The following is a 24,720-nucleotide window of genomic DNA, read 5'->3' on the forward strand; positions in this document are numbered from 1 at the left end:
GGGTTTCTTTTTTAAAAACCCCTTTTTTTTGCGCGCGCCCCCCCCACCCCCGGCGCCCCCCCCCCCCGCCCCCCCCCCCCCGCCGCCCGGGCCCCCCCGCCCCCCCCCCCGGCCAGCGTCTCGGCCGCGCGCCTGAGACCGTCCTGATTGGACGACGCCAGCCCTGCCGATTGCAGCATCTCGGCGGCCAGCGCCAGCGTCACATCCTCCAGTCGCTTGTCGCGGAGCCTCCCGGTGAGGAAATCGACGGCGTTGCGCACCTCGACCGCGTTGCCGGCCGCCGACGCCAGCGGCTCGTTCATGCCGGTGACCAGCGCCGAGGCCTTCAGGCCGGCGCCGTTGGCGATCTCGACCAGGCTGTTGGCAAGTGCTGTCGCGTCGCGCGACTTCTCCATGAAGGCGCCATTGCCGACCTTGACGTCGAGCACCAGCGACTGCAGGCCGGCCGCCAGTTTCTTCGACAGGATAGAGGCAGTGATCAGCGGCACCGATTCCACCGTTCCGGTCACATCGCGGATCGCATAGAGGCGACGGTCGGCGGGCGCGAGATCGGCGGTCTGGCCGATGATGGCACAGCCGGTCTCGAGCACGGTCTTGCGGAAGCGCGCGATATCCGGCTGGCTGATATAGCCTGGGATGGCATCCATTTTGTCCAGCGTGCCGCCGGTATGCCCAAGGCCCCTGCCGGAGATCATCGGCACATAGGCGCCGCAAGCGGCGACGATCGGCGCCAGCATTAGCGAGACATTGTCGCCGACGCCGCCGGTCGAATGTTTGTCGGTGACCGGACCCGGCAGGTCCGACCAGTCGAGCACATCGCCGGAATCGCGCATGGCGAGCGTCAGCGCCACCGCCTCGTCGCGGTTCATGCCGTTGAAGAACACCGCCATGGCAAAGGCGCCGACCTGGCCGTCCGAGACGCTGCCCGAAGTTACGCCCGCGACGAAGGCCGAAATCTCCTGCGGGGACAGTTTCTGGCCGTCGCGCTTGCGGCGGATGATTTCCTGCGGAAGCATCAGGCAGCGCCCTTCGGCTCCGGCAACCCATCCTGGAACACATGCGCAAGGATCGTCGCCAGCCGTGCGCCGCCGATCGGCGCCATGTCCTTGGTCTCCTGGTGCGACAGTTCCGCCCCGGTCATCCCGGCGGCGAGATTGGTGATCACCGAACAGGCGGCTACGCGAAGCCCAAGGAAGCGGGCGAGAATGACCTCCGGCACGGTCGACATCCCTACCGCATTGGCGCCCATGACGCGGGCCATGCGGATTTCAGCAGGGGTTTCGAAACACGGACCGGAAAACCACATATAGACGCCCTTGTGCAGCGCCGTCCCTGTCGCCTTCGCCGCCCGTTCGATCGCCGCGCGCAAGCCGGCATCATAGGCTTCGGTCAGGCCGACGAAGCGGCGGTCGCTCGGCTCGCCGATCAGCGGGTTGGAGCCGGAGAAATTGATGTGATCGGTGATCAGCATCACCGATCCAGGCAGCATGTCGGGATCGACCGAGCCGGCGGCATTGGTAAGGATCAGCTTGGTGATGCCGATGCCGGCAAGCACCTCCAGCGCCGGCCGCATCGCCGCAGCAACGCCGTGCTCGTAATAATGGGCGCGGCCGGACAGCATCAGCACCGGCGTGCCGGCGAAAAGCCCCGCGACCACCTCGCCGGCATGGCCAGTCACCCCGCTGCGGGGGAAACCCGGCAGGTCGGCATAAGAGATGCGCACGGCATTTTCGACCTGGTCGACAAGCCCGCCAAGGCCCGACCCCAGCACCATCGCCGTTGTCGGCGCCAACCCGTCCAGCCTTTCAACGAGGTGGTCCAGAGCTTCCTTCATATCAGCCAACTCTCACTTCAAAATGTCGCCACGAAACCCGTAGGGCAGCATGTCGCCCATGGTCACGGTCTCGACCACGCCGGTGTTGTCGCAAAGATAGAGCTTTGTGTCCGGCCGGCAGAATTCCGCCAGCCTTTGCCGGCAGCCGCCACAGGGCGAGCATTTGGCCATGCGCGAGGCAATGACGGCGACCTCGACGATCTTGCCGCCGCCGCCCATGATGTAATGGCCGAGCGCCGTGGTCTCGGCGCACCAGCCTTCCGGATAGGACGCGACCTCGATGTTGGCGCCGGTGAAGACACGGCCGTCTTCGGTGCGCAACGCCGCACCCACCGGAAACTTCGAATAGGGCGCGTAGGCCTTGGCCATGGCCTCCTGCGCGGCTTCGAACAGATCATGCGACATCTAGACGTTCTCTCCGACGATCGTGGTCAAAACCCGGCGCTTTGCGTTTTCCTGGCGCCTTTCGAGCACCAGCCGCATGTTCGACACAGTGCTCCTGGGCGCGCCCGGATCAACGTTCCTTGACATAAGGCACGCCGCCGGCGCGCGGCGGGATCGCCTTGCCGATGAAGCCGGCAAGCAGGATCACGGTCAGCACATAGGGCAGCGCCTGCATGAACTGCACCGGCACCTTGCCGATCAACGGCAATGGCGAACCCTGCAGGCGGATCGCCGCCGCGTCGAGGAAGCCGAACAGAAGACAGGCGAACATGGCGTTCACCGGTCGCCATTTGGCAAAGATCAGCGCCGCCAGCGCAATGTAGCCCTTGCCGGCGGTCATATCCTTCACGAAGCCGCCATTCTGCACCATCGACAGGTAGGCGCCGGCGATGCCGGTGAGGATACCGGTGCAGATCAGCGCCCGGTAGCGCAGCCAGGCGACCGAGATGCCGGCGGTGTCGACGGCGGCCGGGTTCTCGCCGACGGCGCGCAGCCTGAGGCCAAAGCGGGTGCGAAACAGCACCCACCAGGTGAACGGCACCATGGCGAAAGCGAGATAGACCAGGATCGAATGGCCGGACAAAAGCTCGGAATAGATCGGCCCTATAATCGGCACGTCGTGGATGGCGGCAGCACCTGGCAGAGTGATGGCCTCGAAGCGCTCGCCCGGCTGCAGCGCCGGCGTTCGCCCGCCTTGCTGGAACCAGGCCTGGCCCAGAATGATTGTCGACCCGGCGGCGACGAAGTTGATCGCCACGCCGGAAACGATCTGGTTGCCGCGGTGGGTGATCGAGGCGAAGCCGTGCACCAGGGCAAAGGCGACCGACATCACGATCGCCATGCCGAGACCGAGGAAGGCCGAATGGAAGACCGAAGCTGCGGCCGCACCGGCGAAGGCGCCGACCAGCATCTTGCCTTCCAGCCCGATGTCGAAGACGCCAGCGCGTTCAGAATAGAGGCCGGCGAGGCAAGCGAGCAGCAAGGGTACCGACAGGCGTATGGTCGAGTCCAGGATCTGCACGATGGCGATGAACACATCCATCTCAGGCGCCCTTCCCTTTGACCGCTTCCATGCCGACCGACCTTGGACTGAACGAAGCGAACAGCGCCTGCACATAGGGCCGGAACATGTGCTCTAGCGCACCGGCAAACAGGATGACCAGGCCCTGGATGATGACGATCATGTCGCGGGAAATCGCTGGCATCTCGAAGGCAAGTTCTGCACCGCCCTGGTAGAGCATGCCGAACAGGATCGCCGCCAGCACGATGCCGACCGGATGCAGTCGGCCCATCAGCGCCACGGCGATGCCGACGAAGCCGGCGCCGGAGACGAAATCGATCGCCACATTGTGCTGGTCGCCCATCACCGGGTTCAGCGTCATCATGCCGGCCAGCGCGCCCGAAATCATCATCGCGATGATGATGATGCGGGTCTCCGAAATGCCGGCATAGCGCGCCGCTTTCGGGCTGTGGCCATAGGTGCGCATCTCGTAGCCGAGCTTGGTGCGCCAGATCAGCAGCCAGACCAGGAATGCCATGAGCAGCGCCAGCAGGAAGCAGATGTTGAACGGCGCCGAGCGGATCTTGGCGCCGAACAGTTCGATGATCCAGTTGAGTTTGGGCAGTTCGGCGCCGGCGAGGAAGTTGCGCGTCTGCGGCGCCTGCGACGCCGCCGGCTTCAACGGCCCAACCAGGAGGTAGACCATGATCGAGGCCGCGATGAAGTTGAACATGATGGTGGTGATGACGATGTGCGACCCGCGCTTGGCCTGCAGATAGGCCGGGATCAGCGCCCACAGCGCACCGACGGCGGCTCCGGCGACGATCGCCAGCGGAAAGGTCAGCCACCACGGCAGCACAGTGTCGAAGGCGAGGCAGACCACGCCCACGCCAAGGCCGGCAATATAGGCCTGGCCCTCGGTCCCGATGTTGAACAGGCCGCAATGCGCGGCCACCGCCACAGACAGGCCGGTGAAGATGAAGGTGGTGGCATAGAACAGCGTGAAGGCAATGCCGGTTCCCTTGCCGAAAGCGCCCTCGACCAGGATGACGGCGGCACGAAACGGGTTTTCGCCGACCAGCATGACGACGAAACCGGCAACGATGAAGGCCACCGACAGATTGATCAGCGGGATCAGCCCATAATCGGCCCAGGCCGGCAGCTTGGCGTAAGGCGTGCTCACTCTGCCGCCTCCTGGCGATCGACGCCTGCCATCAGCAGGCCAAGCTCGCCTTCGGTCGCCTCGGGGCCACGTTCGCCGACGATGCGCCCGGCAAACATCACCAGGATGCGGTCCGACAGCGAACGGATCTCGTCGAGCTCGACCGACACCACCAGCACCGCCTTGCCCTGGTCGCGCATTGCGATCAGCCGCTTGTGGATGAATTCGATGGCGCCGACATCGACGCCGCGCGTCGGCTGGCCGACGATCAGAACACCGGGATCCTGCTCCATTTCTCGCGCCAGCACGATCTTCTGCTGGTTGCCGCCGGAGAAATTCGCCGTCTTCAGACGCGGATTGCCGGGACGGATATCGTACTTCTCGATCTTGTCCTTGGCATCGGTCATGATGGCGTCGATGTTGAGGAACGGCCCTTTGAGGTAGCGCGGGTCGTCATGGTAGCCGAGGATCGAATTCTCGTTCTCCTCGAAGGCCAGCACCAGGCCGACATGATGGCGGTCCTCCGGCACATGGGCGAGCCCACGGTCGCGCAACTCGCCGGGATCGGCGGCCCCGGTCAGGTCGATCGGCTTGCCATCGAGCATCACCGAGCCGGAAACCGCGCGCCTGATGCCGGAAATCGCCTCGAGCAGTTCGGACTGGCCGTTGCCTGCGACACCGGCAATGCCGACGATCTCGCCGGCGTGGATATCGAAGGAGATGTCGTCGACCATGGTGACGCCGCGCTGGTCTTTCACCGTCAGGTTCTTGACGGCCAGCTTGACCGCGCCGGCCTCCGTCTCGCCCTTTTCGACCCGCAGCAGCACGCGCCGTCCGACCATCAGTTCGGCCAGTTCGCCGACTGTCGTCTTGCTGGTCTCGCGCGTCGCCACCATCGTGCCCTGGCGCATGACCGAGACATTGTCGGTGATGGCCATGATCTCGCGCAGCTTGTGGGTGATCAGCACCACCGTTTTCCCCTGGTCCTTCAACTGCCTGAGGATGCGAAACAGATGGTCGGCCTCGGCCGGCGTCAATACGCCCGTCGGCTCGTCGAGAATCAGGATTTCGGCGCCGCGATAAAGCGCCTTCAGGATTTCGACACGCTGCTGCAGGCCGACCGGCAATTCCTCGATGATGGCGTCGGGATCGACTTCCAGCCCGTATTCGCGCTCGAGCCGCTCCAGTTCGGAGCGCGCCTTGGCGATGCTCTTTTTCAACAGCGCATCGCTTTCGGCGCCGAGGATGATGTTTTCCAGCACGGTGAAATTGTCGACCAGCATGAAGTGCTGGTGCACCATGCCGATGCCGAGCGCGATGGCGTCGTTGGAAGTCTTGATCGACGCCGGCTTGCCGCCGACGCGGATCTCGCCGCTGTCGGCCTGGTAGAAGCCGTAGAGGATCGACATCAGCGTCGACTTGCCGGCGCCGTTCTCGCCGACGATGCCGTGGATGGTGCCGCGTGCGATCTCCAGATTGATGTCGCGATTGGCGCGAACGGCGCCAAAACTCTTGTTGATGCCGATCAGTTCGATTGCGGCTTGCGCCATGCAGCCTGTCCCACTCTTATTTTTTTATCGCTTGGTCAAAACGCCTAGCATGATGCCCCACCCGTGCCAATTGGCGGCGCAGTGGCCACTCTCGACAAATCCCGGTGCGCTTGTCAATTTCGAACGTGGCCGCAGACCTTCACATTCACTAATATGCAAGGCTCGACAGTCGCATCATGCTGCACCTGCGTGCACCAGGACCTGGGGAGTTTCGAATGATCATGCCTGTCGACCGGCTGACGACGCTGGAAATCCGCGCCGCCGAGCAGGAAAAGACGATCGAGGAACTGTCGGGCCAGATCGCCGAACAGTGGACGGTCATCGAGCGCATGCAGCGCAAGCTGGATGCGCTGACCGGGCGCTTCATGGCGCTGGAGGAACAATCGGCACCCGACGTGCCGATAACCAAACCGCCGCACTGGTAGCAAGGAGAAGCCGATGGCCGGTGAAAGCGATCGCGTTACGCGGGCGGGCGACTATGTGCTTGGCCTGATGAACGATCGCGACCGCGAGCGTGCCGAGCGAGACCTGGCGATCGATCCCGCCTTCCGCGACACGGTGATGCGGCTGGCCGAGCGCATGCATGTCTTCGACGGCACGGGGCGGCCCTCGGGCGACGACGATCGCTGGCGGCTGATCTCGCAACGCATCGCCGAACTGCCGCAGATGCGTGTGGTCGGCCAGGACGAAGCGAAGCCGGTGATCGGCAGACTGGAGCGGAAGCCCTATGGCGTCGGCGTGCATTCGCTCGGTGCCCGACGCGGCGCCGTCATCGCCATCGCGCTGAACGTGGTGTTTGCGCTGGGTTATCTCTTGGGCTTGTTGTCGACCGGCGGTGCGCTTCTGCCTTGACGTCCAAGGCAATCGCATATGGACTTGCGAAGAAGGACCCGCAACGCCGAAACTGCCGATCTCCCCCCTTGCGGGGGAGATGGCCGGCAGGCCAGAGGGGGTGTGAAGGATCGCCAACCTGATTGGCCGTTAGGCCGAGGGACAGCCCCCCTCTGCCTTGCCAGGCATCTCCCCCGCAAGGGGGGAGATCGGACGTCGCCGAGACCTCCGCCAATCCTCAACGTCCTTTAAAGCCCTCAAACAAAACCGCCGGGCTTTTACCCGGCGGTTCGTAAGCGAATTCTTATCAATCAATACGGGCAGGCGTTGTCGGCGGTGTAGTCGTGCACCTGGATCGTGCCGGCGATGATGTCGGCCTTGGCCTTTTCGACGGCAGCCTTCATCTCGTCGGTGACCAGCGCCTTGTTGTTGTCGTCCATGGCGTAGTCGACACCGCCTTCCTTGAGGCCGAGATTTTGCAGGCCGCCTTTGAAGGTGCCGTTCTTGCCGTCCATGAAGGCGGTGTAGACGGCCACGTCGACGCGCTTCAGCATTGAGGTCAGCACCTTGCCGGGCTGCAGGCCGTTCTGGTTGGAATCGACGCCGATGCCGAGCTTGCCGGCATCCGCCGCCGCCTGCAGCACGCCGACGCCGGTACCGCCGGCCGCGGCATAGACCACGTCGGAGCCCTGGTCGATCTGTGTCTTGGCGATCTCGCCGCCCTTGGCCGGATCGTTCCACGCCGCGGGCGTGTCACCGGTCATGTTCTGGATGACATCGGTCGCACCGGCCGCCTTGGCGCCGCCGACATAGCCGCATTCGAACTTGCGGATCAGCGGAATGTCCATGCCGCCGATGAAGGAGACCTTCTTGGACTTCGAGGCCATCGCCGCCAGGATGCCGACGAGATAGGAGCCTTCGTTTTCCTTGAACACAAGCGAACGGACATTGGGCATATCGACGGCATCGTCGATGATGGCGAAGTTGAGATCGGGATATTCCTTCGCGACCACCTTCAGCGCATCCTCCCAGGCAAAGCCGGCCATGACGATCGGGTTGCGGCCGTCCTCGGCGAAGCGGCGCAGCGCCTGCTCGCGTTGCGAGGCGTTCGACACTTCGAACTCGACATAGGCGGTGCCGGTCTCGGTCTTGAACTTTTCGGCGCCGTGATAGGCAGCCTCGTTGAAGGATTTGTCGAACTTGCCGCCGAGATCGTAGAGGATGGCCGGCTGGACATCCGCGGCGAAAGCCGGAAGAACCATTGCGGTTGCGGCCAGGAGGCCGAGAACGATACGTTTCATGTGATCCACACCCTGTCGGTTATTTTTTTCCGTTACGCGCCGTCCGCCTGCCCGGTTCTCCGGCAGGCATGCGGCATCAGCCAGGAGTGTACTCCCCTCCCGCTCAAGGCAATCTGGCACGGCCCGAAACAAAATTCACGCGGAATTTTGACCTTTTGGAAAAGCATGCCCCCCGTTGGAAAAACATGCCCAATGCGGTGACAGCTGTGGACGATTGCCGCGTTGTCGTCGCAAGCCCGCTGGGACAACCCATCAGCCCGGCGCGAATTCTCCGCCGCGCCGCCGGCGCCGGTAGCCGATCGCATAGAGGATGAAGGCAAGCACCGCGAACACGGCAAACCCCGGCTGGGCAAGCACCCAGGCGATGCCGCCATCCCATACCATCGGATTGACCTTGGCGCGCACGAAGGTCTCGAAGGCCGCGCGGGTGTCGGGCGAAACCGCCAGCCAGCTCGAATTCAGCGGCGTCATGACCAATGTGGAAGCCGCCACCGAGCGCGTCGCGTCGAGCACGGCCATGATGACGGCGACCGAGAGTGCGATCATGGCCGCGAGGCGAAACAAAAAACGCAACATCGAAATCTTCCCCGGTCCTCAAGTTCCTCCCGAGGACCTTCCGGTCAAAGGCGAGGAATAGAATGCGCACGCCCCGCGTGCAATCGCCATACGCGAATTTGAAGCCTATCGCCCGCCTATATGGCCACCTTTCGGCTCCGCCGATGGACGAGCCAGACGCCGAGGACGCCGCCGCCAATGGCCCCGACCACCAGCCCGGCAAGGCCGATGAACACCGCGAAGTAGCCGCAGCCGCCTTCGAAACAGCTGATGTCGGTGGCTTCGGCGATCCCCGCGCCAAGCGCGAAGCCGGCGACAGTGCCGACGACGGCGCCGAGGATGATGCCGGCCAGCGCGGCGACGATCGAACTAAAGGCTGACGGTGCCTGCGCTTCCGGCCTTGCATAAAAGGCCTTGGCCTCGTCGCGGCGGCGCAGCAGGTAAATGCAAAACAGGCCGATGACGATTTCGGTGGCGGCGATCGCAAGCTCCCTGGCGGAGACGGTGAAATCGGGCACGGTCAGCGCATAGACCTGCTCGGCCAGCCGCCAGGCGATGGTGGTGATCTGCCAGATGGTGAAATGACGCGGAAAGCGCGCGGAACGGCTTAAGGCGAGGCCGAGCAGATAAAGCCCCCACACGATGGTGACGATGTCGAAGGCCAGTCCGCCAAGCACGAAATAGAAGATCCTGTCCGGCACGCCGGAACTCTCGAACAGCCACCGCGCCGAGACCAGCCAGTAGACCGACCATGCCATGACGAAGAGGAGCCAGACCACGGGCACGAAGGACAGCCCGCTGTCCGGAGGCCCTGCGGGCGTCAGCCCGCCTGGCATGCTTCCGGCCGGCATTCCGCTGGCCGGCTGTTCATTGCTCGATGTCATGTCTGGACGTTGCCCCCGCAAAGCCTCCGCCGCACTCGACAGGTGGCGAGGGGCGAAGTCAAGCGCGGCCGGCCCTGCCGCCTTGCCCGTGCACACCATTCAGAACCGAAGCGCCTTACAAGCGGAGCCGTTCAACGCCCCGCGAAACGATGCATGGCCGGCAAAGCGAATAGACTGCCGTTATGGCTTGGCATTCGGCGCCGGATCGACTAGATGAGCCCCGCGCCTGTTTGATTGACGGGCGCCGGGAAGGGCATCCGCTGGTTGGCGGTGTCCATCAAGCGGGTCTTCCCGCAAATCCCAAAGGGATGCATCTCCCCAACCCGCGTGGCAAAACCGGCCGGCGCGAATGCAAGGACGGAGAGGTGGCCGAGTGGTTGAAGGCGCACGCCTGGAAAGTGTGTTTACGGGAGACCGTAACGCGGGTTCGAATCCCGCTCTCTCCGCCATCGCCGTTGATTTTATTGTATTTTTTGACTATTTATCGATCTGCCATAACCGGGGAAACTCGACGGTAGCAACTCTTCGGAACCTTGCCCAGCCGGATATCTTGAGTCTCGTGGCGGCGGAGCATTTGTTTGTCCCTCACAGCGATGTCGGGTCTCGTAACCCTAATTCGCCGTCACGCCTCACACAAAGAAAAACCCCGCCGAAGCGGGGTTCTCATTTCGGTCAAAAATCTCAGTAGGGAGAATTGCACTCCCGACGAGGGCCGTAGTTCGGCTGGTAGGTGTTGTCCGAGGCGCGGTAGCTGCGGTAATGATCGTAGCACCACTGCACATGCGAATCGCCACCCCGGTAGACGCGATGGTTGTTGTTGAGCGCGCCGGTAATCAGGGCGCCGGCAATGAATGCTCCGGCGGGGAACCAGAAATCGCCGTGGCGGCGATAGCCGTGTCGGTAATGGCGCGAGCCGCGATGGCCGTTCCAGTAGGGGCCGTCATTGTTGTAGCGCGAGAAATTGCGATCGCCGCGATGCTTCATCCACGGCTTGTAGTCCACCGCCTGCACATCGGACGACGCCGAAGGCGCCTGCGGCGTGAACATTTGCGCTGCACCTGCAGGCACAGCGGCGGTGGCCGCGAACGAAACTGACAGTGTGGCCGCCAGCATACCCGATACAATCTTATTCATGATCTTCTATCTTTCCGTTGCCGTCCCTTATGGGCTTTAAACGGTTTAAGAGCGTTCCGGTTCCGCCCGCCTGCCACAACAAAACCCCACACTTGGCGGGGTTCTGTCGTTTGCGATGCGGAGCGGTTAGGCGGAGAGCTTCGCAACCATCTCCGGAGTCAGAATGCAATCCGCCCATGCCTCGTCATCGATCGGCTTTAGGCTGTCCGCCAAGATCTATCCCGATTGGGATCCACGTCCATGAAGGATCCCACGCCGCAAATCCCGCGGACCTTGCTGGTCCTAACCCGTCCCATAACCATAGACGGCAAGATTTGGTCTTTGTGGGTTATCATTGCGCCGAGTTCGAATTTCACGCTCGCTTAGTGGAGAGCTACGTAGCGCCGAAGCGGAAGACGCGACTTGTCGACAAGGCGTAGATCCCATGGTTGGCGGGGAGCGTTGGGCGTGTCCTTGTGCCGGCGCAGGGATGATGATTTGCTGCGATTCAACAAAGCGGGGGAACGCCATGGCGGACACGGTTATGAAAGCTCCGGTTCTGGATGTAGTTTTAGCATCTGGGATCGACGCCGCCTTAGGCACGGTGTCGGTCACATTTGGATCAATCGACACAAAGAGATTCCAACTCGATTTCTCCGCACAATGTGTTCCTTTGGCAATTGCTGCCCTCTCGGCCGAGATGGGAAAGCTCGTCGCCACTCTTCCTGCCGAAATGACACCAAAACTGCAGGGCATTTCTATAACGAGCACTCAACTGGCCATGAAAGAGGACGGCACTGTAGCCATCTTTCTCCGATTGGAGAGTGGAGCGGAACTGCCGCTTGATTTTCGGTTGGACGACCTCACCCGCCTGCGCCAACAAATAGACGAAGCGGTTACGCTGGCGGATCGAAAGACCCACCACTGATATAAGCTTCGTCCCGCTCTACATCCGCGCCTTGGTCATCTCGCTGGTTGCTGCCGGCGTCTGCGATTCCGGCAGCGCGATATAGTGGGCATGGCTTCCTGCCCCTGCTGGCCGGGCTCGGCACAACCGGGCTTAACTGCGACATAGCGCGTTGAGGCTCATTCGCGGAGGGGGCTTCAAAAATGGATCCGGAACGGCTGCTGTGCTAGTTTTGCTTTCTTGCAGCCCCGGCCAGGGAGTCTGCGAACCACTCGATACATCACCGGCCGTTTTCGGATCCCTTGACACATGCCAGTTGACGCTAGCGAGGAGGCTCGCGGACGCGCCCAACGGAGAGATTGTCGGTCGATGCCGTTTAATCGATCCGATGGCTACAGGTTCCGTTCCCGCGGGATACAGGACCATTGTCGTCACGCGGGGCACAGGGGCGGATTCGGTGAGCCGTCGCTATATCGTCCCGCACAAGGACTGAAGCCCGCGACATCGCCCGCACCTCTTGCGTAGGGGAAAGAGGCGCGGGGCCGACCGGCTGTTTTGCCTTGCGCAAACGCTTTCGGCTGGCAAGTTCATCAACCGGCTATCCGCAGCAGCAGTGCGACACCGATCGCATAAGGCATCAGCACTGCCGCCAGGGCGACGCACATGCCCGGATCGGCGAATACCTGCATTTCCTTGCGAAGCTGTTCCATCGCACCCAACGGCAAAAGGCCCGCTGTGTTCCCAAAAACGGAAAGGGCCAGCGCACACAAGCGGGCGACGGACATCGGGTTCCATTGCTAGATCACCAGCAAGCGCACTTTCCTGCAGCGGAACCCAACGGCCATACGACCGTTGTTCGAAGGACAAACGAAAGGAGATCGCCATTATGGACTGGAATCGCGTCGAAGGAAATTGGAAGCAATTCAAAGGTAAGGTCAAGGAGCAGTGGGGCAAGCTCACCGATGATGATCTCGACCGCATAGCCGGCAACCGCGATCAGCTCGAAGGTACGATCCAGGAACGCTACGGCATTGAGAAGGATCGAGTGCGGCGAGACGTCGACGACTGGTATGGTCGGCAAGACTCGTAGGATAGGACAGTTGAACCTTATCAAATAAAGGGCGCCGTCACGAACTGCGCCCTTTTCGCGTTTTGGCATCCGTGTGCCGTTCGGCTCGGCCTTGAACAAGCGATTTTTGGGAACGTGTCGGCTTTCAGCCGCGCTGATCTCCACAATGGGAGATGCGGCGGTCGTCGTCACCTGTTCCGCCAGAGTTTCAAGCGCTTAGCCCCGGACCTCTGTCTTCACTCTTCGTGCCCCATCTGTCACCGTCGCAACCAACGCGGTAGTGCCGCCTGGTGCGGTCTCAGGTCGCAGATGAGGTAATTCCATGAATTATAACGATATCGACCTCAATCTATTGCGGGTCTTTGACGTGATGATGCGGGAAAGGAGCGTGACGCGGGCGGCTACCGAATTGGGCAGAACACAATCAGCTGTAAGCCACTCCCTGTCGAAGCTTCGGTATCTATTGCAGGATGAATTGTTCACCAGAGATGGCGGCGAGATGCGGCCAACTCCCCGGGCAGTTGAGCTGCTGTCGAATATTTCCGCCGCACTCGCGACGATCCGCGCATCGATCGACCGGCATCAGATCTTCAATCCAGCAACGACGCGACGCAACTTTCGCGTTGGGCTTACAGATTATCATGCCATGGTTTTCATCCCGGGCCTCATTCGAGAATTTTCCAGGCAAGCTCCTGGCGCGACGCTGAACGTCATTCCCGCAAACGGACCCGAAATCGGTTCATCGGTCTATTTGAGACAAGTTGACTGTGCGCTGACGGGAGCAGCGATACGCGACGACCCAGGTCTCTTGAAGGTGGAGCTTGGCCAGGACCGATTGTTTTGCGCGGTGTGGAGTGGAAGCAAGATCGCCAGAAGCGCTATGACGCTGGAAACCTATTTGGCCAGTTCTCACCTCCAGATTTCCGCAGATGGCCTGGCGGAAGGCCTCGCGGATGCCGCCCTCAAACAGATGGGTCTTCGCCGCAATGTCGTTGCGACCATCTCGAACTATCCGGTGCTGCCCTGGGCGCTTCGCGGCACTGAACTGATTACCCATTGCGGTGATGCCATCCTGCAAATGCTGGACGAGAGGAGTGAGGTGACGTTGGTCCCGCCACCCATTCCGATATCGAATGTGAATGCCTGGCTTATTGTTCACCGCCAGATGGCGAATGACCCGGGAACCAGGTGGCTCCGGGAAATCATCGTGGGCATCTACAACGAGTCGCGGACCAAGAGACCAAGGGTCGACCGTCGGAGACCTGGGTCGGCCGTAAAATAGGTCGCGCGCGCTGTCGTCTGTTTCAACACTCGAGCGCCTTTTTACCTGCGAGCGGGTGCTGCGCAATTATGAGGAGCGCTCATTTTGACCATGAGGACAATCGATTTGACGAATAGTTTACCTGGAGAGCACATTCCCTTTCAACAATAACAGGGGAATGCCGAAATGAGATCAACGTTCAAGGGCCTACTTGCCCTCGCCATCGCGTGCACCGCCTCCTCGGCGTGGTCCGCAACCCTCGACAATGTCAAGAAAAATGGCGTGCTGACCTGTGGCACGAATTCGGCCACGGCTGGCTTCAGCCTCCCCGACAATGAAGGCAAATGGACCGGATTTGTCGTCGATTATTGTCGCGCCGTGGCCGCTGCCGTGCTTGGGGATGCGCAAAAGGTCAAGTTCATCCCATTGACGCCAAAGGATCGCTTCACCGCCTTGCAGTCGGGAGAGATCGACATTCTCGCGCACAACGCAACCTGGACATCGTCCCGCGATACGTCGCTAGGCATACTGTTTGCCGGCACGTATTTCTATGACGGCCAGGGGTTCATGGTGCGCAAGGCCGACAACATCACGTCGGCCAAGGGGCTCGACGGCGCATCGATATGCGTCACCCAGGGCACCACGACCGAGTTGAACCTTGCCGACTATTTTCGCTCGCAGTCGATCAAGTACACGACGGTTGGTTTCGCGGACGAGGAAGCTGTGGTGAAGGCTTATGAGGAGGGGCGTTGCGACGTCTTGTCCGCAGACACCTCCACCTTGAACGCGTCGAGGCTTCGCATGGCCAAGCCGGACGACAGCATTGTTCTTCCCGAGCTGATCTCCAAGGAGCCGCTTGGCCCGGCGGTGCGGCAGGGTGACGACCAGTGGTTCAATGTGGCGAAGTGGACGCTCTACGTCATGGTGGCCGCGGAGGAATACGGGGTCACCTCCAAGAACGTCGATGCCATGAAATCGTCGGACAATCCCAGCATCCGCCGCCTGCTTGGCGTGGAAGGCAGCATAGGCAAGGACATCGGGCTCGGCGATAACTGGCCGGTCGAGGTGATCAAACAGGTCGGCAATTACGGCGAAGTGTTCGATCGCAATGTCGGCAAGGATTCGCCGCTGAAAATGGAGCGCGGCATGAACGCGCTCTGGAACAAAGGCGGCGTTCAGTACGCTCCGCCGATCCGCTAATGCATGTCGCTCAAAAATGGCCCCGGTTTTGAGACAACGACATGCATACCGAAGACCCTAAAGCGCGTCGCCTGAGTCCGTTCAAACCCGACGCGCTTTAGGCAAAGGCATGGTTGCAAGGCGCTGGCGTGTTACCGTCAGCGCCTTGCACGGACCCGATAGGAACAGCCCATGTCCCATTTGTCGCTTCCCGCGCCGTCGCGCAGGAGGTTGTCGCTGCACGATACGAAGGTGCGGGGCATCTTCTACCAGCTCTTGCTCGCCGGCTGCCTGCTGGCCTTGACCCTGGGCATCGGCATGCAGACTGCATCGAATATGCGGGTCCGGGGGATTCCGCTCTCATTCGACTTTTGGAATGAGTCTGCCGGCTTCGACATCAATCAAACCCTGATACCGTACGATGCATTGTCCAGCTACGGTCAGGCGTTCTGGGTGGGAGTGGTCAACACCCTCTACGTCAGTCTCCTCGCAATCCTGTTCGCGACCTTGCTTGGCTTCGTCATCGGCGTTGCCCGCCTGTCGCCGAACTGGATCGTTTCGAAGGTGGCGACCGCCTATGTCGAGCTTGTGCGAAATGTTCCGTTATTGCTGCAGCTGCTGTTCTGGTACAACGCCGTCCTCAAGCCGTTGCCCTCGCCGAAGGCGTCCATCGCCATGCCCGGCGGCGTCTACCTCAACAATCGCGGCCTCATCGTTCCGGAGATTCATTTGCATCCGGGAGCGGGTCTGGTGGGCCTGGCATTCGTTGCGGCCATTTCCTGCTGCGTTGCATTCTGGTTTCGCGCCAGGAGCGTCCAGAGACGGACGGGCAGGCAGCTGCCGGTGCTTCTGGTCAGTCTGGCGACCTTGATAGGATTTCCGTTGGTCCTTTTCCTGGCGGCTGGCGAGCCGGTCTCGTTCGTCGCTCCGCAGCTGCGGGGTTTCAATTTTCAAGGCGGGCATCAGCTCTATCCGGAGTTTGCCGCTCTCCTGATCGGTCTGTCGGTCTACACCGGTTCATACATCGCCGAGATCGTGCGAGGTGGAATCCAGGCAGTGCCAAAGGGCCAGACCGAGGCTGCGCATGCGCTGGGGCTGGCGCCGGGCAAGACGCTTCGTCTGGTCGTCGTTCCCCAGGCGCTGCGCATCATCATTCCCCCTTTGACAAGCCAGTATCTCAACCTCATCAAGAACTCGTCGCTTGCCGTGTTCATCGGCTATCCCGACCTCGTTCAGATCTTTGCCGGCACGGTGCTCAACCAGACCGGAGCCGCCGTCCAGGTCATGGCGATTACCCTGTCGGTCTATCTCGTCATCTCCCTTGCCACGTCATTGGTCATGAACGCGTGTAACCGACATTTTGCAATTGTTGAAAGGTGACGGATGAGCGATCAGTCCATGCGTTCGCCAGTTGACATCAGCGCGCTCATACCAGCCATGGCGCCTCCCGCGGACGTTCGACCGGGTCCAGTGAGCTGGATGAAAAAGAACCTGTTTTCGACGCCGTCTTCAGGCGCGCTGACAATATGCTTTGTCCTCCTCGCCGCGTGGCTGCTGCATCACTTCCTGAGCTTTGCGATCTTCAACGCGGTCTGGAGCGGCGGCCACGAAGCTTGCCGTACGAACAGCCAGGGGGCTTGCTGGCCTTTCATCGCCGAGAAGTTCGACTACCTGCGATACGGCGCGTATCCGGTTTCCGAGCGGTGGCGGGTGGACCTTGCGCAGGCGATCGGCGCCATCCTCATCGTTTGGCTCCTGTGGACGAAGGCTCCGCGGCGCAAAGTGGCGGCGTTGCTGTTCTTCCTCGTCTACCCCGTGGCCGCGTTCGTTCTCGTGCGCGGCGTTGCCTGGCTTCATTTGCCTGTCATCGATACGACGCTCTGGGGCGGTCTCTTGATCACGTTGCTGATGTCGATCGTGGGTATCGTCTTCTCGCTTCCGATCGGGGTTGTCCTGGCGCTTGGACGCAGATCGGAACTCCCTTTCGTCAAGACGGTTTGCGTCACGTTCATCGAAGTCGTCCGCGGCGTGCCGTTTATCACAGTGTTGTTCATGGCGAACTTCATGATGCCGCTCTTCGTCCCGGATTATCTGACACCTGATCGTCTGTTGCGCCCGCTCATCGCGATAGCGTTGTTCTCGTCCGCCTATATGGCCGAGGTCGTGAGAGCCGGCCTTCAGGCGATCCCGAAGGGCCAACACGAAGCGGCCAAGGCGCTCGGGATCGGCTACTTCGACATGATGCGCCTGATCGTCCTCCCTCAGGCGTTGACGATCGTCATACCGAGCATCGTCTCGACCTTCATCGGTCTGTTCAAAGACACGACTCTGGTCGCCATCGTCGGCATCGCGGATTTCCTGAAGGCCGTCGAAACGGCGCGCGTCGATCCGAACTGGGCAGGCCCGACGATCTCATCAACCGGCTACCTCTTTGCGGGGTTAGTCTACTGGAGCTTTTGCTTCGGCATGTCGCGTTACTCGCAATCTATGGAGCGCCAATTGGCGCGTGGCCACAAATCCTAGGAGGCGATGATTATGCCACAAGCAATGCCCGCGGCAAGGTGACTATCAAATGGCTTGTGCAGACACGCCCGCATCGGCGCTTGGGCAACGACATATCGCGGGAATAGATTTCGACCAGATCCACGACCGTCGGCAGTTCGGATCCGTCAAATGGGCCAACCAGTGGGACGAGTTCTCTCCCCAGGTCGAGGGCCAGGACCTGCTGTCGCTGTGGACGGCGGATATGGACTTCCGCGCTCCGGAAACCGTCATCGCGCGACTGCGCGAGGCTGCGGAGCATGGCATTTACGGCTACACACGCCGCGATCCGCGCCACTATGAGATCGTGCAATCGTGGTTCGCGCACCGGCACAACTGGTCGCCGAAACTGGAGACCTTGCTTCCCGCGCCGGCGATCATGCCGTCGGTGGCTGCGATACTGCGAACCTTCACCAAGCCCGGTGACGGCGTCATTGTGCAGTCGCCCGTGTACTCGCCCTATTTCGAAGTGGTTCAGGGAAACGGGCGGGTTCTGCTTACGAACCGGCTGAGGCTGCAGAACAACAGATATGAACTCGATCTGGAGGATTTCCAGAAACTGGCGGCCGGCGGTGCCAAGGCATTCCTGCTGTGCAATCCTCACAACCCTGCCGGAATGGCCTGGACCCGCGAAGAATTGGCGGCGCTCAACGACATCTGCGAGCGCCATGGCATCCTGGTCATATCCGACGACATTCACTGCGACATAAGGTTGTCGGATCGCCCCCACATCGTCTTCTCCTCCATCTCGGAAGATGCTGCGGAGAAATCGTTCATCTGCACCGCTCCAACGAAGACTTTCAATCTTGCCGGGGTTCCTTCGGCAACCATTTCGGTAGCCAGCAAAAAGCGCCGCAGGGCGCTTCTTGCCGCAATGCAGGCGTCATTCATGGTGAATGCGAACTTTTTCGGCCGCCTGGCCCTGGAGGTTGCTTACAGCAGCGGCGCGCCGTGGCTCGACCAACTCACGCGCTACATCGCCGGCAACATCGATCTGGTTTGCGAGTTCGCCGGTGAACACCTTCCAGGCATCACGCCCATGCGGCCCGACGCATCGTTTCTGGTGTGGTTGGATGCGTGCGCGCTCGATCGCCGAGTGGGTGGAATTCAGAAATTCTTTGTCGATTGGGCCAAGGTTAATCTCTACGATGGCCGCGTCTACGGGCCTGGCGGCGAAGGCTTCATCCGCCTGAATGTCGGCTGCCCGCGTGCTCTGTTGCGCCAAGGACTGGAGCGCATGTCCAGCGCGCTGGCATCCCTGTGATCGACCGCCAGGGTGCTTCGGTTGCGAGCCTGGTACTTGATGCCGGCAGCCGGTAAGGAAACGTCCGAGGGCGACGAGCCGGGTGGCCCGCAAGTCCGGATTCCATAGCCGTGCCGGATACGACGCTCAAGCCAAAGTCGACATGTCCAGCTTGATCGCCGCTACCATTTCACAGCGAACCCGAGCTTGGCTCCCAGGGCGTGGCTATCGCCAAAATCCTTGAGGCTTGTCCGCGCTGTCCCTTCTCCGAAGACGGCGTAGCGACCGTCCGCCCAGCTCAGCGAGCCACCGAGGCCGACACCGCCCCACAGCGCCTGATTTTCGCTGACCAGTTTCGTGCCAGACACATCGACATCATTTCCGTCGAGGAAGTCGTAGTAAAGGTTGCCGAGCCCGTAGATGTGGGTGCGGCTGACTTGCCCCGCATCGTCCACCCACTGGTCTTCATAGTCCGCGGAGAGGCCGAGGCGGCCAACGAAGCTGTTGCTGCTGCCGGGCGACACGACGGCGCCAAACGGGTCGGTGAACGTGTCGAAGTCGACCGACGAATAGGCAAGCTGGGCTTGCGGCGTCAGCGACCAGTTGCCGTTGAGGGCGATCTTCTGTCCGGTCTCGATGCTCAGCCCGTAGCCGAAACCGTTGTTGCCGTCCGCAAGCGTGGTGCCTAGCGTGGCCGACCGGATGTCACTGTCATACCATGTCGCCTCGGCCTGCGCGTCGACGTAGAAGCCACCGCTGCCGAACCAGGTGAGCGTGCTGCCGACGCCGTAGCCGGTGGCAGCGATCGACCCTGCCCCGAAGATCGAGGAGACGTCCGACGACGCGGTTCCGTAGTGGGCCGTAATCCCTCCGATCAGGGTACCGGCGTCGCTTTCGTGCAGCAGGCCATCGACGCCGGCCTGCAGCTTCCAGGTGGTCACGTCATAGTTCGTGCCGGAGGTCGACGTCTCCGGCTTGATCTCGGCATGGGCAGCTTCGATGCGCGCCCATATCGCCTTGCCGTCGACCGAGCCCTGGCCTGGCAGGTCCGCACCTTGCGGCGTAGCACCCTCGCCCCACGACCGATTGCCGATGCGTTGCTGCATGGTGCCCAGTTCATTGAAGGCCTGCAGCACCCCTTCATAGGCCTCGTACAGCGGCACGCCGGGCGAATAGAGTGGCTGCGGATCGGGATCGCCGTTGACCAGGGCCGAACGCAGATACCAATCGCCATCGGCCGGTGTGCTGACGCCGCCTTGGTAAAGCCTGTAGGCATAGGCGCCCGCGACGACCGCTGCATCGCCTTCGAAGGTATAATTGCCGTCGAGCGAGAAGCTGCCGTTCGAGACGCCGCCGACGTCGACGATCTTGACGCCTCCGACCGTTTGGGCGCCCGACCCGCCGAAATTGACGACCTGAAGGGTACCCGTCCCTGACGTGTTGCCGGCGATCACCAGCATGTCTGTCGGCGAACCGTCACCACCGAGCGCAGCGTTGAGAACGACGGCGCCGCTATTGCCGACATAGTCGCCGCTTACGGTAAGTGTGTCGCCTGGGACGCCACCCGCGATGCGCACCGTTCCGGCGTTGCTCAGCCCCGCAATCGTCTGGGACGTGCCGGCAAGATCGAGCGTGGCGCCCGAGGCGACGGAAAACTGCGAGGAGGAACTGAACGCGTTCGCAGCGCCCGCGGCAAGCGTGCCGCCGCTGACCGTAGTGGCGCCGATAAAGCCTGAGTTGTCCAACGCAAGCAGCAGCGTGCCTTGGCCGTCCTTGATGAACGTACCGGCGCCCGAGAGCACGCCGGCATAGCTGGCGGAGGCGACTTGGTCGAATGTGAAGGAGGCGCCGGCGCCGATCGCGACATCGCCACCGAAGCGCTCGGCTGCCGAGACGAGGCCGCCTTGATTGACGGTCCAGTCCAGCAGCGACGTGCCTGACAGCGTCAGCACGCCGGAGCCATCCTTCATCATTGCGCCGGTGCCGGAGATATCGCCGGCGAAGCTGGCGTCCGCCGCCTGGTCGAACACGACAGTGCCGGAATTGCCGATGTCGCCACGAATCGAGGTTGCATCGCCGACCAGCGTGCCAGCGCTGACCAACGTGTTGCCGCCATAGCTGTTCGTTCCCGTAAGCGTCAGCGTGCCGGCGCCGGTCTTGGCAAGGCTGCCAGCGCCAGAGATCGCACCGGACAAGGTCAGGTCGGCCACAGTGTCGAAGGTGCCGCCGGCCGACGAAAGCGTGACGTCGCGCGCCGAGCTGAACGCCGCTGTGTTGCGCAGCGTCCCGCCGGAGAGCGTCAGGCCGCCAGCGGCAACGCCGAGATTGTTGTCGGCTGAAACAGATAGCACGCCGCCCAGGACGGTGGTGCCGCCCGTGTAGGTGTTGGCGCCGGACAGCACCAGCGTGCCCGCATCGGTCTTGGTCAGGCTGCTGGTCCCGGTTAGCACGGAGGCGATGGTGGCGGTGTAACCTGCTCCGGCCACCGTGCCGTCGCCGACCCGAATGATGCTCTCGCCGCCAGCGCCATCAAGCGTGATGGCGTCGCCTTCGATGCGGTAGCCATCGGCGGCGAATTGCATGCCCGTAATCGCAAGCGCGCCGGCGCTGCCGTCGGCGATGACGGTGCCGCCGAGCGTCTGGAAGATGGCGAAGCCGGGCTGCGGCTTCATCGCGCCAGTTACCAGGCCGGTGCTCGTCGTCCAGTTCAGGCTTGTCGCCGTCCACGTGCCGTTGCCGCCGTCGACCAGATCATTGTTGGCATTGCCGGCCGCGTCACCATCCCAGAAGAGCAAGTCGGTGCCGACGCTGCTGACGAGATTGACCTGGTTGGCGACGGAGGTCTGCACCGTCAGGTCGGCGGCCGTGACACCGGCCGGCAGATTGCCGAGCTCGAGACCATTGTCGGTGAGTGCGCCGCCATAATTGATTAGCCGGTAGACGCCAGGCCCGAAGCCGCCGACATCGGTGATGTTGAGGCTGCCGTCCAGCGTCAGCGCGCCGGTCACCTCGATCAGGTCGTTGACACCGCCGCCGACAATGCCCGCCTGGCCGAGCTCGTAGTCGAGCATAGAACCGGAGCTCAGGCTGAGCGATCCGACCGTAAGCGTGCCAGGGCTGGACCCCGGCGCCAGCACACCGCCATCGGCGACGATCACCGCGCCGCCGATCGAGCCGGAGCCGCCCAGCGTGCCGCCGCTGTTGACCGTCGTTTCGGTGCTGCCGAGCGAGCCCTCGACGATAAGCTTGCCGCTGTCGACGGTGGTGCGGCCGGAATAGGTACTGTCGCCCTTGAGCACCAGGGTGCCGGCGCCCTCCTTGTAGACGCCGCCCACGCCGCTCAGCTCGCCATTGGCGGTCAGCGTCGTACCCGCCGCCGCGCGGAAGTAGCCATAGGCGGAAGTGAGGTTGACATCGCGGCTCATGGCGAAGCTTGCTGTCGTGCCGAGTTCGCCGCCGTCGAGTGTCAGCAGGCCCGTTGCGGCACCCAGATTCTGGTCCGACGCGACCGAGATGCTTTTGCCGGTCCCGACCTTCGTGCCGCCGCTGTGGGTGTTGGCACCGGTCAGCGTCAGCGTGCCGAAGCCTTCGATGTCGACGCTGCCCGAGCCGGAGATATTTCCGCCGAAGGTGTGGGGGCCGAGGTCGAGAAACGAGACAGCGCCGTTGTCCAGGATGTCGCCACGGATCGCCACGGTGTTGCCGGCAAGCGTTCCTGCATTGACGATGTTGCCACCCGTATAGCTGTTGGACAAATTGGTGACGTTGAGGGTGCCGGCGCCGCTCTTGACCAGTGTGCCGGTGCCGGTCACCTGGCCTGACACGTCCAACTGCGTGCCTGCCACCGTGTCGAACCCGCCGGTCGAATTGATCAGGACATTGCGATTGGTGGCGAAGCTGGTGGTCGTGCGCAACGTGCCGCCGTCGAAGGTCAAGCCGCCCGAGAGGGCGCCCAGATTGTCATTGTTCGAAATCTGCAGAATCCCGCCGGACAAGGTCCAAGGCGTGACGGCAGTTGTCGTCCCCGTTAGGGTCCAGGTGCTGTTTCCGGTTTTCTCGTAGAACCCAAACCCGTCATATTTGGCGCCAGCGCCGATCTGCGACACACCGAAACTGGCGCTGATATCGCCACCCAGCTTGAATGTATCCGCGGCGCTGAAAGCGACCACATTGCCTGTGATGGTGGAGCCGGCCTGAATCTCCAGCGAATTGACGCCGCCGGTGAACTGGATGGCTTTGCCGGCTGCCGGCGTTCCGCCACCGGTGCCGACGGCACCGCCGCTGATCGTACCCGCATTGATGACCGCGATGTTGGCGCCCTTGATCCCTGCGGCGCCATCGCCGCCTGCCAAGGAGCCCTGACCGCCACTGCCGCCAACGATCGTCGCACCTAGCTTGTTGATGACGGTTCCACCTGAAAGCAGCAGAACAGCGGCGCCACCGTCCCCACCGCCGCCGAGAACTGTTCTTCCACCGGCACCCCCGAGCAGATTCCCGCTGTTCTGGATTGTCCCGCCGCCCATCAGGACGATGGCAGCTGCGCCGCCGCCACCACCTGCTTGGACCCCAATTGTGGAGAGACTCGTGCCGCCGGTAACGCTGCCGCCCGCCTCTACAAACACGTTTGCGGACGAGAATATGCCGACGCCGCCACCACCGCTGCCGCTGTTGCCATTGGTCCCACCTCGGCCGCCAGTGCCACCACTCACCGATCCTGTGCCAGTGACTGTAACGTCGGCCGTGGCACTGACGCCCACACCGCCACCGCCACCGCCGCCGCTCCTGACGACGCCATTCGTGCCAGGGGAGCCCAAACCGCCGGCCCCGCCGCTGGTGCTGGTTGCAATGGTCCCGTCTGTCGAGATGACCAGACCCGTAGCACCAGTGGCACCGGCAACGCCATTTGGGTTGTTGGCTGTCCCACTTACCGCTCCCGATCCTCCTGGCGCCCCGTTACCCGTCGTGAGGTCAATGCCGCCACCACCGCCACCAGCGGTCGCGCCATTGGCGGCATTCTGACCCGTGGCACTCGCGAGCGCGCCGTCAACGCCACCTTGTCCAGCGCCTGCGCTGCTACCATTGCCGCCATCGGCCCGAGCCGGCGCGGCGCTCAGCGCAAGGGCAACAGTTAGGATCGTCAAGGCGGAAGTGCTGGAGCGAAGCGACACGACTTGCGGCAAGCGCGCGAGATGCAAAACCCAAAACCCATCACGCGCAATCCGCTCCGCCATGCCTAAGCTCCCTGATTCCTGAGTGCGCGACGGCAGCATGAAAGCTATTCGCCCGCAAGAAGTTTATAGTCATGAGAGCTACCAAGAAGCTAACGGTGATCAGTAAAATGAAGTCTGCGACTTTTGAGCGACAGAAAGTAGCCAATATTAGATATAGCTTATTAAACAGAGACCTTACGGAATCGCGAGAACAATCTCGCTGCATGAATTTATGCGGAAACGTTCGGACCTCCTGGGCCCAGCCGATCCCATCGGGCGGAGGTGAGTTTCGCCTCTACGGGGGCGATGAGGCGCTAGGCTGCCCCTTGGGCGACCCTCACTATCCTGCAAGAAGTGATTCTGTAATCGACTCCCACTCTGCGTCTAGCTTGCCAGTTGCCACAGGCTGCCCGGCGCGGCGGTACCAGTAGGCTGCATTAGAAAGGTCGCCTTCTTTGCGGTGCAGATAGGCATGAACCCATACAGAGGCCGGATCAGATTCGTTGGCCTGCACACACTCATGCGCCCGCTCCCAATCGCCCTGTCTATCCCACCATAGAGCGTGGAGCGCCATCCCAAGATTCGCCGGGGGCTCTACACCCTGAAGGGTCGCACGGAACTCGTCGATGTCCATAG

The 24,720-nt window shown here is 62.2% G+C and carries 21 protein-coding genes, 1 tRNA gene and 1 pseudogene; 10 read left to right on the forward strand and 13 right to left on the reverse strand.

From position 1 onward, the window contains the following. Window positions 1-53 precede the first annotated feature (53 nt). The 6 genes and pseudogenes from NKI37_RS30110 to NKI37_RS30135 form a co-directional block, all read right to left on the reverse strand. Window positions 54-1,016: pseudogene (locus NKI37_RS30110) on the reverse strand (thymidine phosphorylase); the annotation flags it as partial. Next, on the reverse strand, window positions 1,016-1,834 hold the full coding sequence (locus tag NKI37_RS30115; protein WP_023686468.1) for a purine-nucleoside phosphorylase: 819 nt from the start codon (window positions 1,832-1,834) through the stop codon (window positions 1,016-1,018). The gene NKI37_RS30115 and the pseudogene NKI37_RS30110, both read right to left, overlap by 1 nt. 12 nt (window positions 1,835-1,846) lie before the next feature. Next, window positions 1,847-2,239: a cytidine deaminase gene (gene cdd / locus NKI37_RS30120; RefSeq protein WP_023714063.1), complete on the reverse strand. Its 393-nt coding sequence runs from the start codon at window positions 2,237-2,239 to the stop codon at window positions 1,847-1,849. A 109-nt stretch (window positions 2,240-2,348) separates the two neighbouring features. Beyond that, entirely contained in the window at window positions 2,349-3,320 is a 972-nt protein-coding gene (locus tag NKI37_RS30125; RefSeq protein ID WP_023671125.1) for an ABC transporter permease, read from the reverse strand. 1 nt (window position 3,321) lies between these two features. After that, a complete protein-coding gene (locus tag NKI37_RS30130; protein WP_352791092.1) occupies window positions 3,322-4,461 on the reverse strand; it encodes an ABC transporter permease in 1,140 nt (379 codons plus the stop codon). Further along, window positions 4,458-5,990, reverse strand: a complete 1,533-nt coding sequence (locus NKI37_RS30135) for an ABC transporter ATP-binding protein (RefSeq protein ID WP_023698756.1) — start codon at window positions 5,988-5,990, stop codon at window positions 4,458-4,460. The genes NKI37_RS30130 and NKI37_RS30135 overlap by 4 nt, the downstream gene beginning before the upstream one ends. 218 nt (window positions 5,991-6,208) lie before the next feature. Between NKI37_RS30135 and NKI37_RS30140 the strand changes: the two genes are divergently transcribed. Continuing rightward, window positions 6,209-6,415, forward strand: coding sequence for a SlyX family protein (locus NKI37_RS30140; RefSeq protein ID WP_196813704.1), 207 nt, complete (start codon window positions 6,209-6,211; stop codon window positions 6,413-6,415). Window positions 6,416-6,428: 13 nt separating this feature from the next. After that, entirely contained in the window at window positions 6,429-6,842 is a 414-nt protein-coding gene (locus NKI37_RS30145) for a hypothetical protein (RefSeq protein ID WP_023698757.1), read from the forward strand. Window positions 6,843-7,132: 290 nt separating this feature from the next. On the opposite strand, the gene NKI37_RS30150 is transcribed toward NKI37_RS30145, so the two are convergent. The 3 genes from NKI37_RS30150 to NKI37_RS30160 all read right to left on the reverse strand — a co-directional run bounded on the left by NKI37_RS30150 (window position 7,133) and on the right by NKI37_RS30160 (window position 9,561). Then, entirely contained in the window at window positions 7,133-8,122 is a 990-nt protein-coding gene (locus NKI37_RS30150; protein WP_023683177.1) for a BMP family lipoprotein, read from the reverse strand. A gap of 252 nt (window positions 8,123-8,374) precedes the next feature. Beyond that, on the reverse strand, window positions 8,375-8,698 hold the full coding sequence (locus NKI37_RS30155) for a hypothetical protein (protein WP_352791094.1): 324 nt from the start codon (window positions 8,696-8,698) through the stop codon (window positions 8,375-8,377). Between the two features lie 116 nt (window positions 8,699-8,814). Continuing rightward, the gene (locus NKI37_RS30160; RefSeq protein WP_023755060.1) at window positions 8,815-9,561 is read right to left on the reverse strand and encodes a hypothetical protein; all 747 of its coding nucleotides are present in this window, start codon (window positions 9,559-9,561) and stop codon (window positions 8,815-8,817) included. A 359-nt stretch (window positions 9,562-9,920) separates the two neighbouring features. Between NKI37_RS30160 and NKI37_RS30165 the strand changes: the two genes are divergently transcribed. Further along, window positions 9,921-10,010 (forward strand) — tRNA-Ser (locus NKI37_RS30165). 232 nt (window positions 10,011-10,242) lie between these two features. On the opposite strand, the gene NKI37_RS30170 is transcribed toward NKI37_RS30165, so the two are convergent. Next, window positions 10,243-10,695, reverse strand: coding sequence for a BA14K family protein (locus NKI37_RS30170; protein WP_023683173.1), 453 nt, complete (start codon window positions 10,693-10,695; stop codon window positions 10,243-10,245). Between the two features lie 508 nt (window positions 10,696-11,203). Here NKI37_RS30170 and NKI37_RS30175 point away from each other — a divergent pair. Next, on the forward strand, window positions 11,204-11,602 hold the full coding sequence (locus NKI37_RS30175) for a hypothetical protein (RefSeq protein ID WP_023755061.1): 399 nt from the start codon (window positions 11,204-11,206) through the stop codon (window positions 11,600-11,602). 569 nt (window positions 11,603-12,171) lie between these two features. On the opposite strand, the gene NKI37_RS30180 is transcribed toward NKI37_RS30175, so the two are convergent. After that, window positions 12,172-12,366, reverse strand: coding sequence for a hypothetical protein (locus NKI37_RS30180; RefSeq protein WP_155923352.1), 195 nt, complete (start codon window positions 12,364-12,366; stop codon window positions 12,172-12,174). A 101-nt stretch (window positions 12,367-12,467) separates the two neighbouring features. On the opposite strand from NKI37_RS30180, the gene NKI37_RS30185 reads away from it, so the two are divergent. The 6 genes from NKI37_RS30185 to NKI37_RS30210 all read left to right on the forward strand — a co-directional run bounded on the left by NKI37_RS30185 (window position 12,468) and on the right by NKI37_RS30210 (window position 18,895). Then, the gene (locus NKI37_RS30185) at window positions 12,468-12,671 is read left to right on the forward strand and encodes a CsbD family protein (RefSeq protein WP_023673385.1); all 204 of its coding nucleotides are present in this window, start codon (window positions 12,468-12,470) and stop codon (window positions 12,669-12,671) included. A 301-nt stretch (window positions 12,672-12,972) separates the two neighbouring features. Then, the gene (locus NKI37_RS30190; protein WP_023671116.1) at window positions 12,973-13,932 is read left to right on the forward strand and encodes a LysR family transcriptional regulator; all 960 of its coding nucleotides are present in this window, start codon (window positions 12,973-12,975) and stop codon (window positions 13,930-13,932) included. A 165-nt stretch (window positions 13,933-14,097) separates the two neighbouring features. Further along, window positions 14,098-15,111, forward strand: a complete 1,014-nt coding sequence (locus tag NKI37_RS30195) for an amino acid ABC transporter substrate-binding protein (RefSeq protein ID WP_023671115.1) — start codon at window positions 14,098-14,100, stop codon at window positions 15,109-15,111. 279 nt (window positions 15,112-15,390) lie between these two features. Next, complete coding sequence (locus NKI37_RS30200; protein ID WP_352794645.1) at window positions 15,391-16,470, forward strand: amino acid ABC transporter permease; 1,080 nt, start codon at window positions 15,391-15,393, stop codon at window positions 16,468-16,470. A gap of 18 nt (window positions 16,471-16,488) precedes the next feature. After that, window positions 16,489-17,613, forward strand: coding sequence for an amino acid ABC transporter permease (locus NKI37_RS30205; protein WP_031244332.1), 1,125 nt, complete (start codon window positions 16,489-16,491; stop codon window positions 17,611-17,613). A gap of 49 nt (window positions 17,614-17,662) precedes the next feature. Beyond that, entirely contained in the window at window positions 17,663-18,895 is a 1,233-nt protein-coding gene (locus tag NKI37_RS30210) for a MalY/PatB family protein (RefSeq protein ID WP_352791100.1), read from the forward strand. Between the two features lie 161 nt (window positions 18,896-19,056). Here NKI37_RS30210 and NKI37_RS30215 read toward each other — a convergent pair whose 3' ends face one another. Both NKI37_RS30215 and NKI37_RS30220 read right to left on the reverse strand, forming a co-directional pair. Further along, window positions 19,057-23,688, reverse strand: a complete 4,632-nt coding sequence (locus NKI37_RS30215; RefSeq protein WP_352791102.1) for an autotransporter outer membrane beta-barrel domain-containing protein — start codon at window positions 23,686-23,688, stop codon at window positions 19,057-19,059. A 736-nt stretch (window positions 23,689-24,424) separates the two neighbouring features. Then, entirely contained in the window at window positions 24,425-24,718 is a 294-nt protein-coding gene (locus tag NKI37_RS30220; RefSeq protein ID WP_023704064.1) for a hypothetical protein, read from the reverse strand. Between the last annotated feature and the right edge of the window lie 2 nt (window positions 24,719-24,720).

This window comes from Mesorhizobium sp. M0626 (genome assembly GCF_040320665.1).
Taxonomy (GTDB): Bacteria; Pseudomonadota; Alphaproteobacteria; order Rhizobiales; family Rhizobiaceae; genus Mesorhizobium.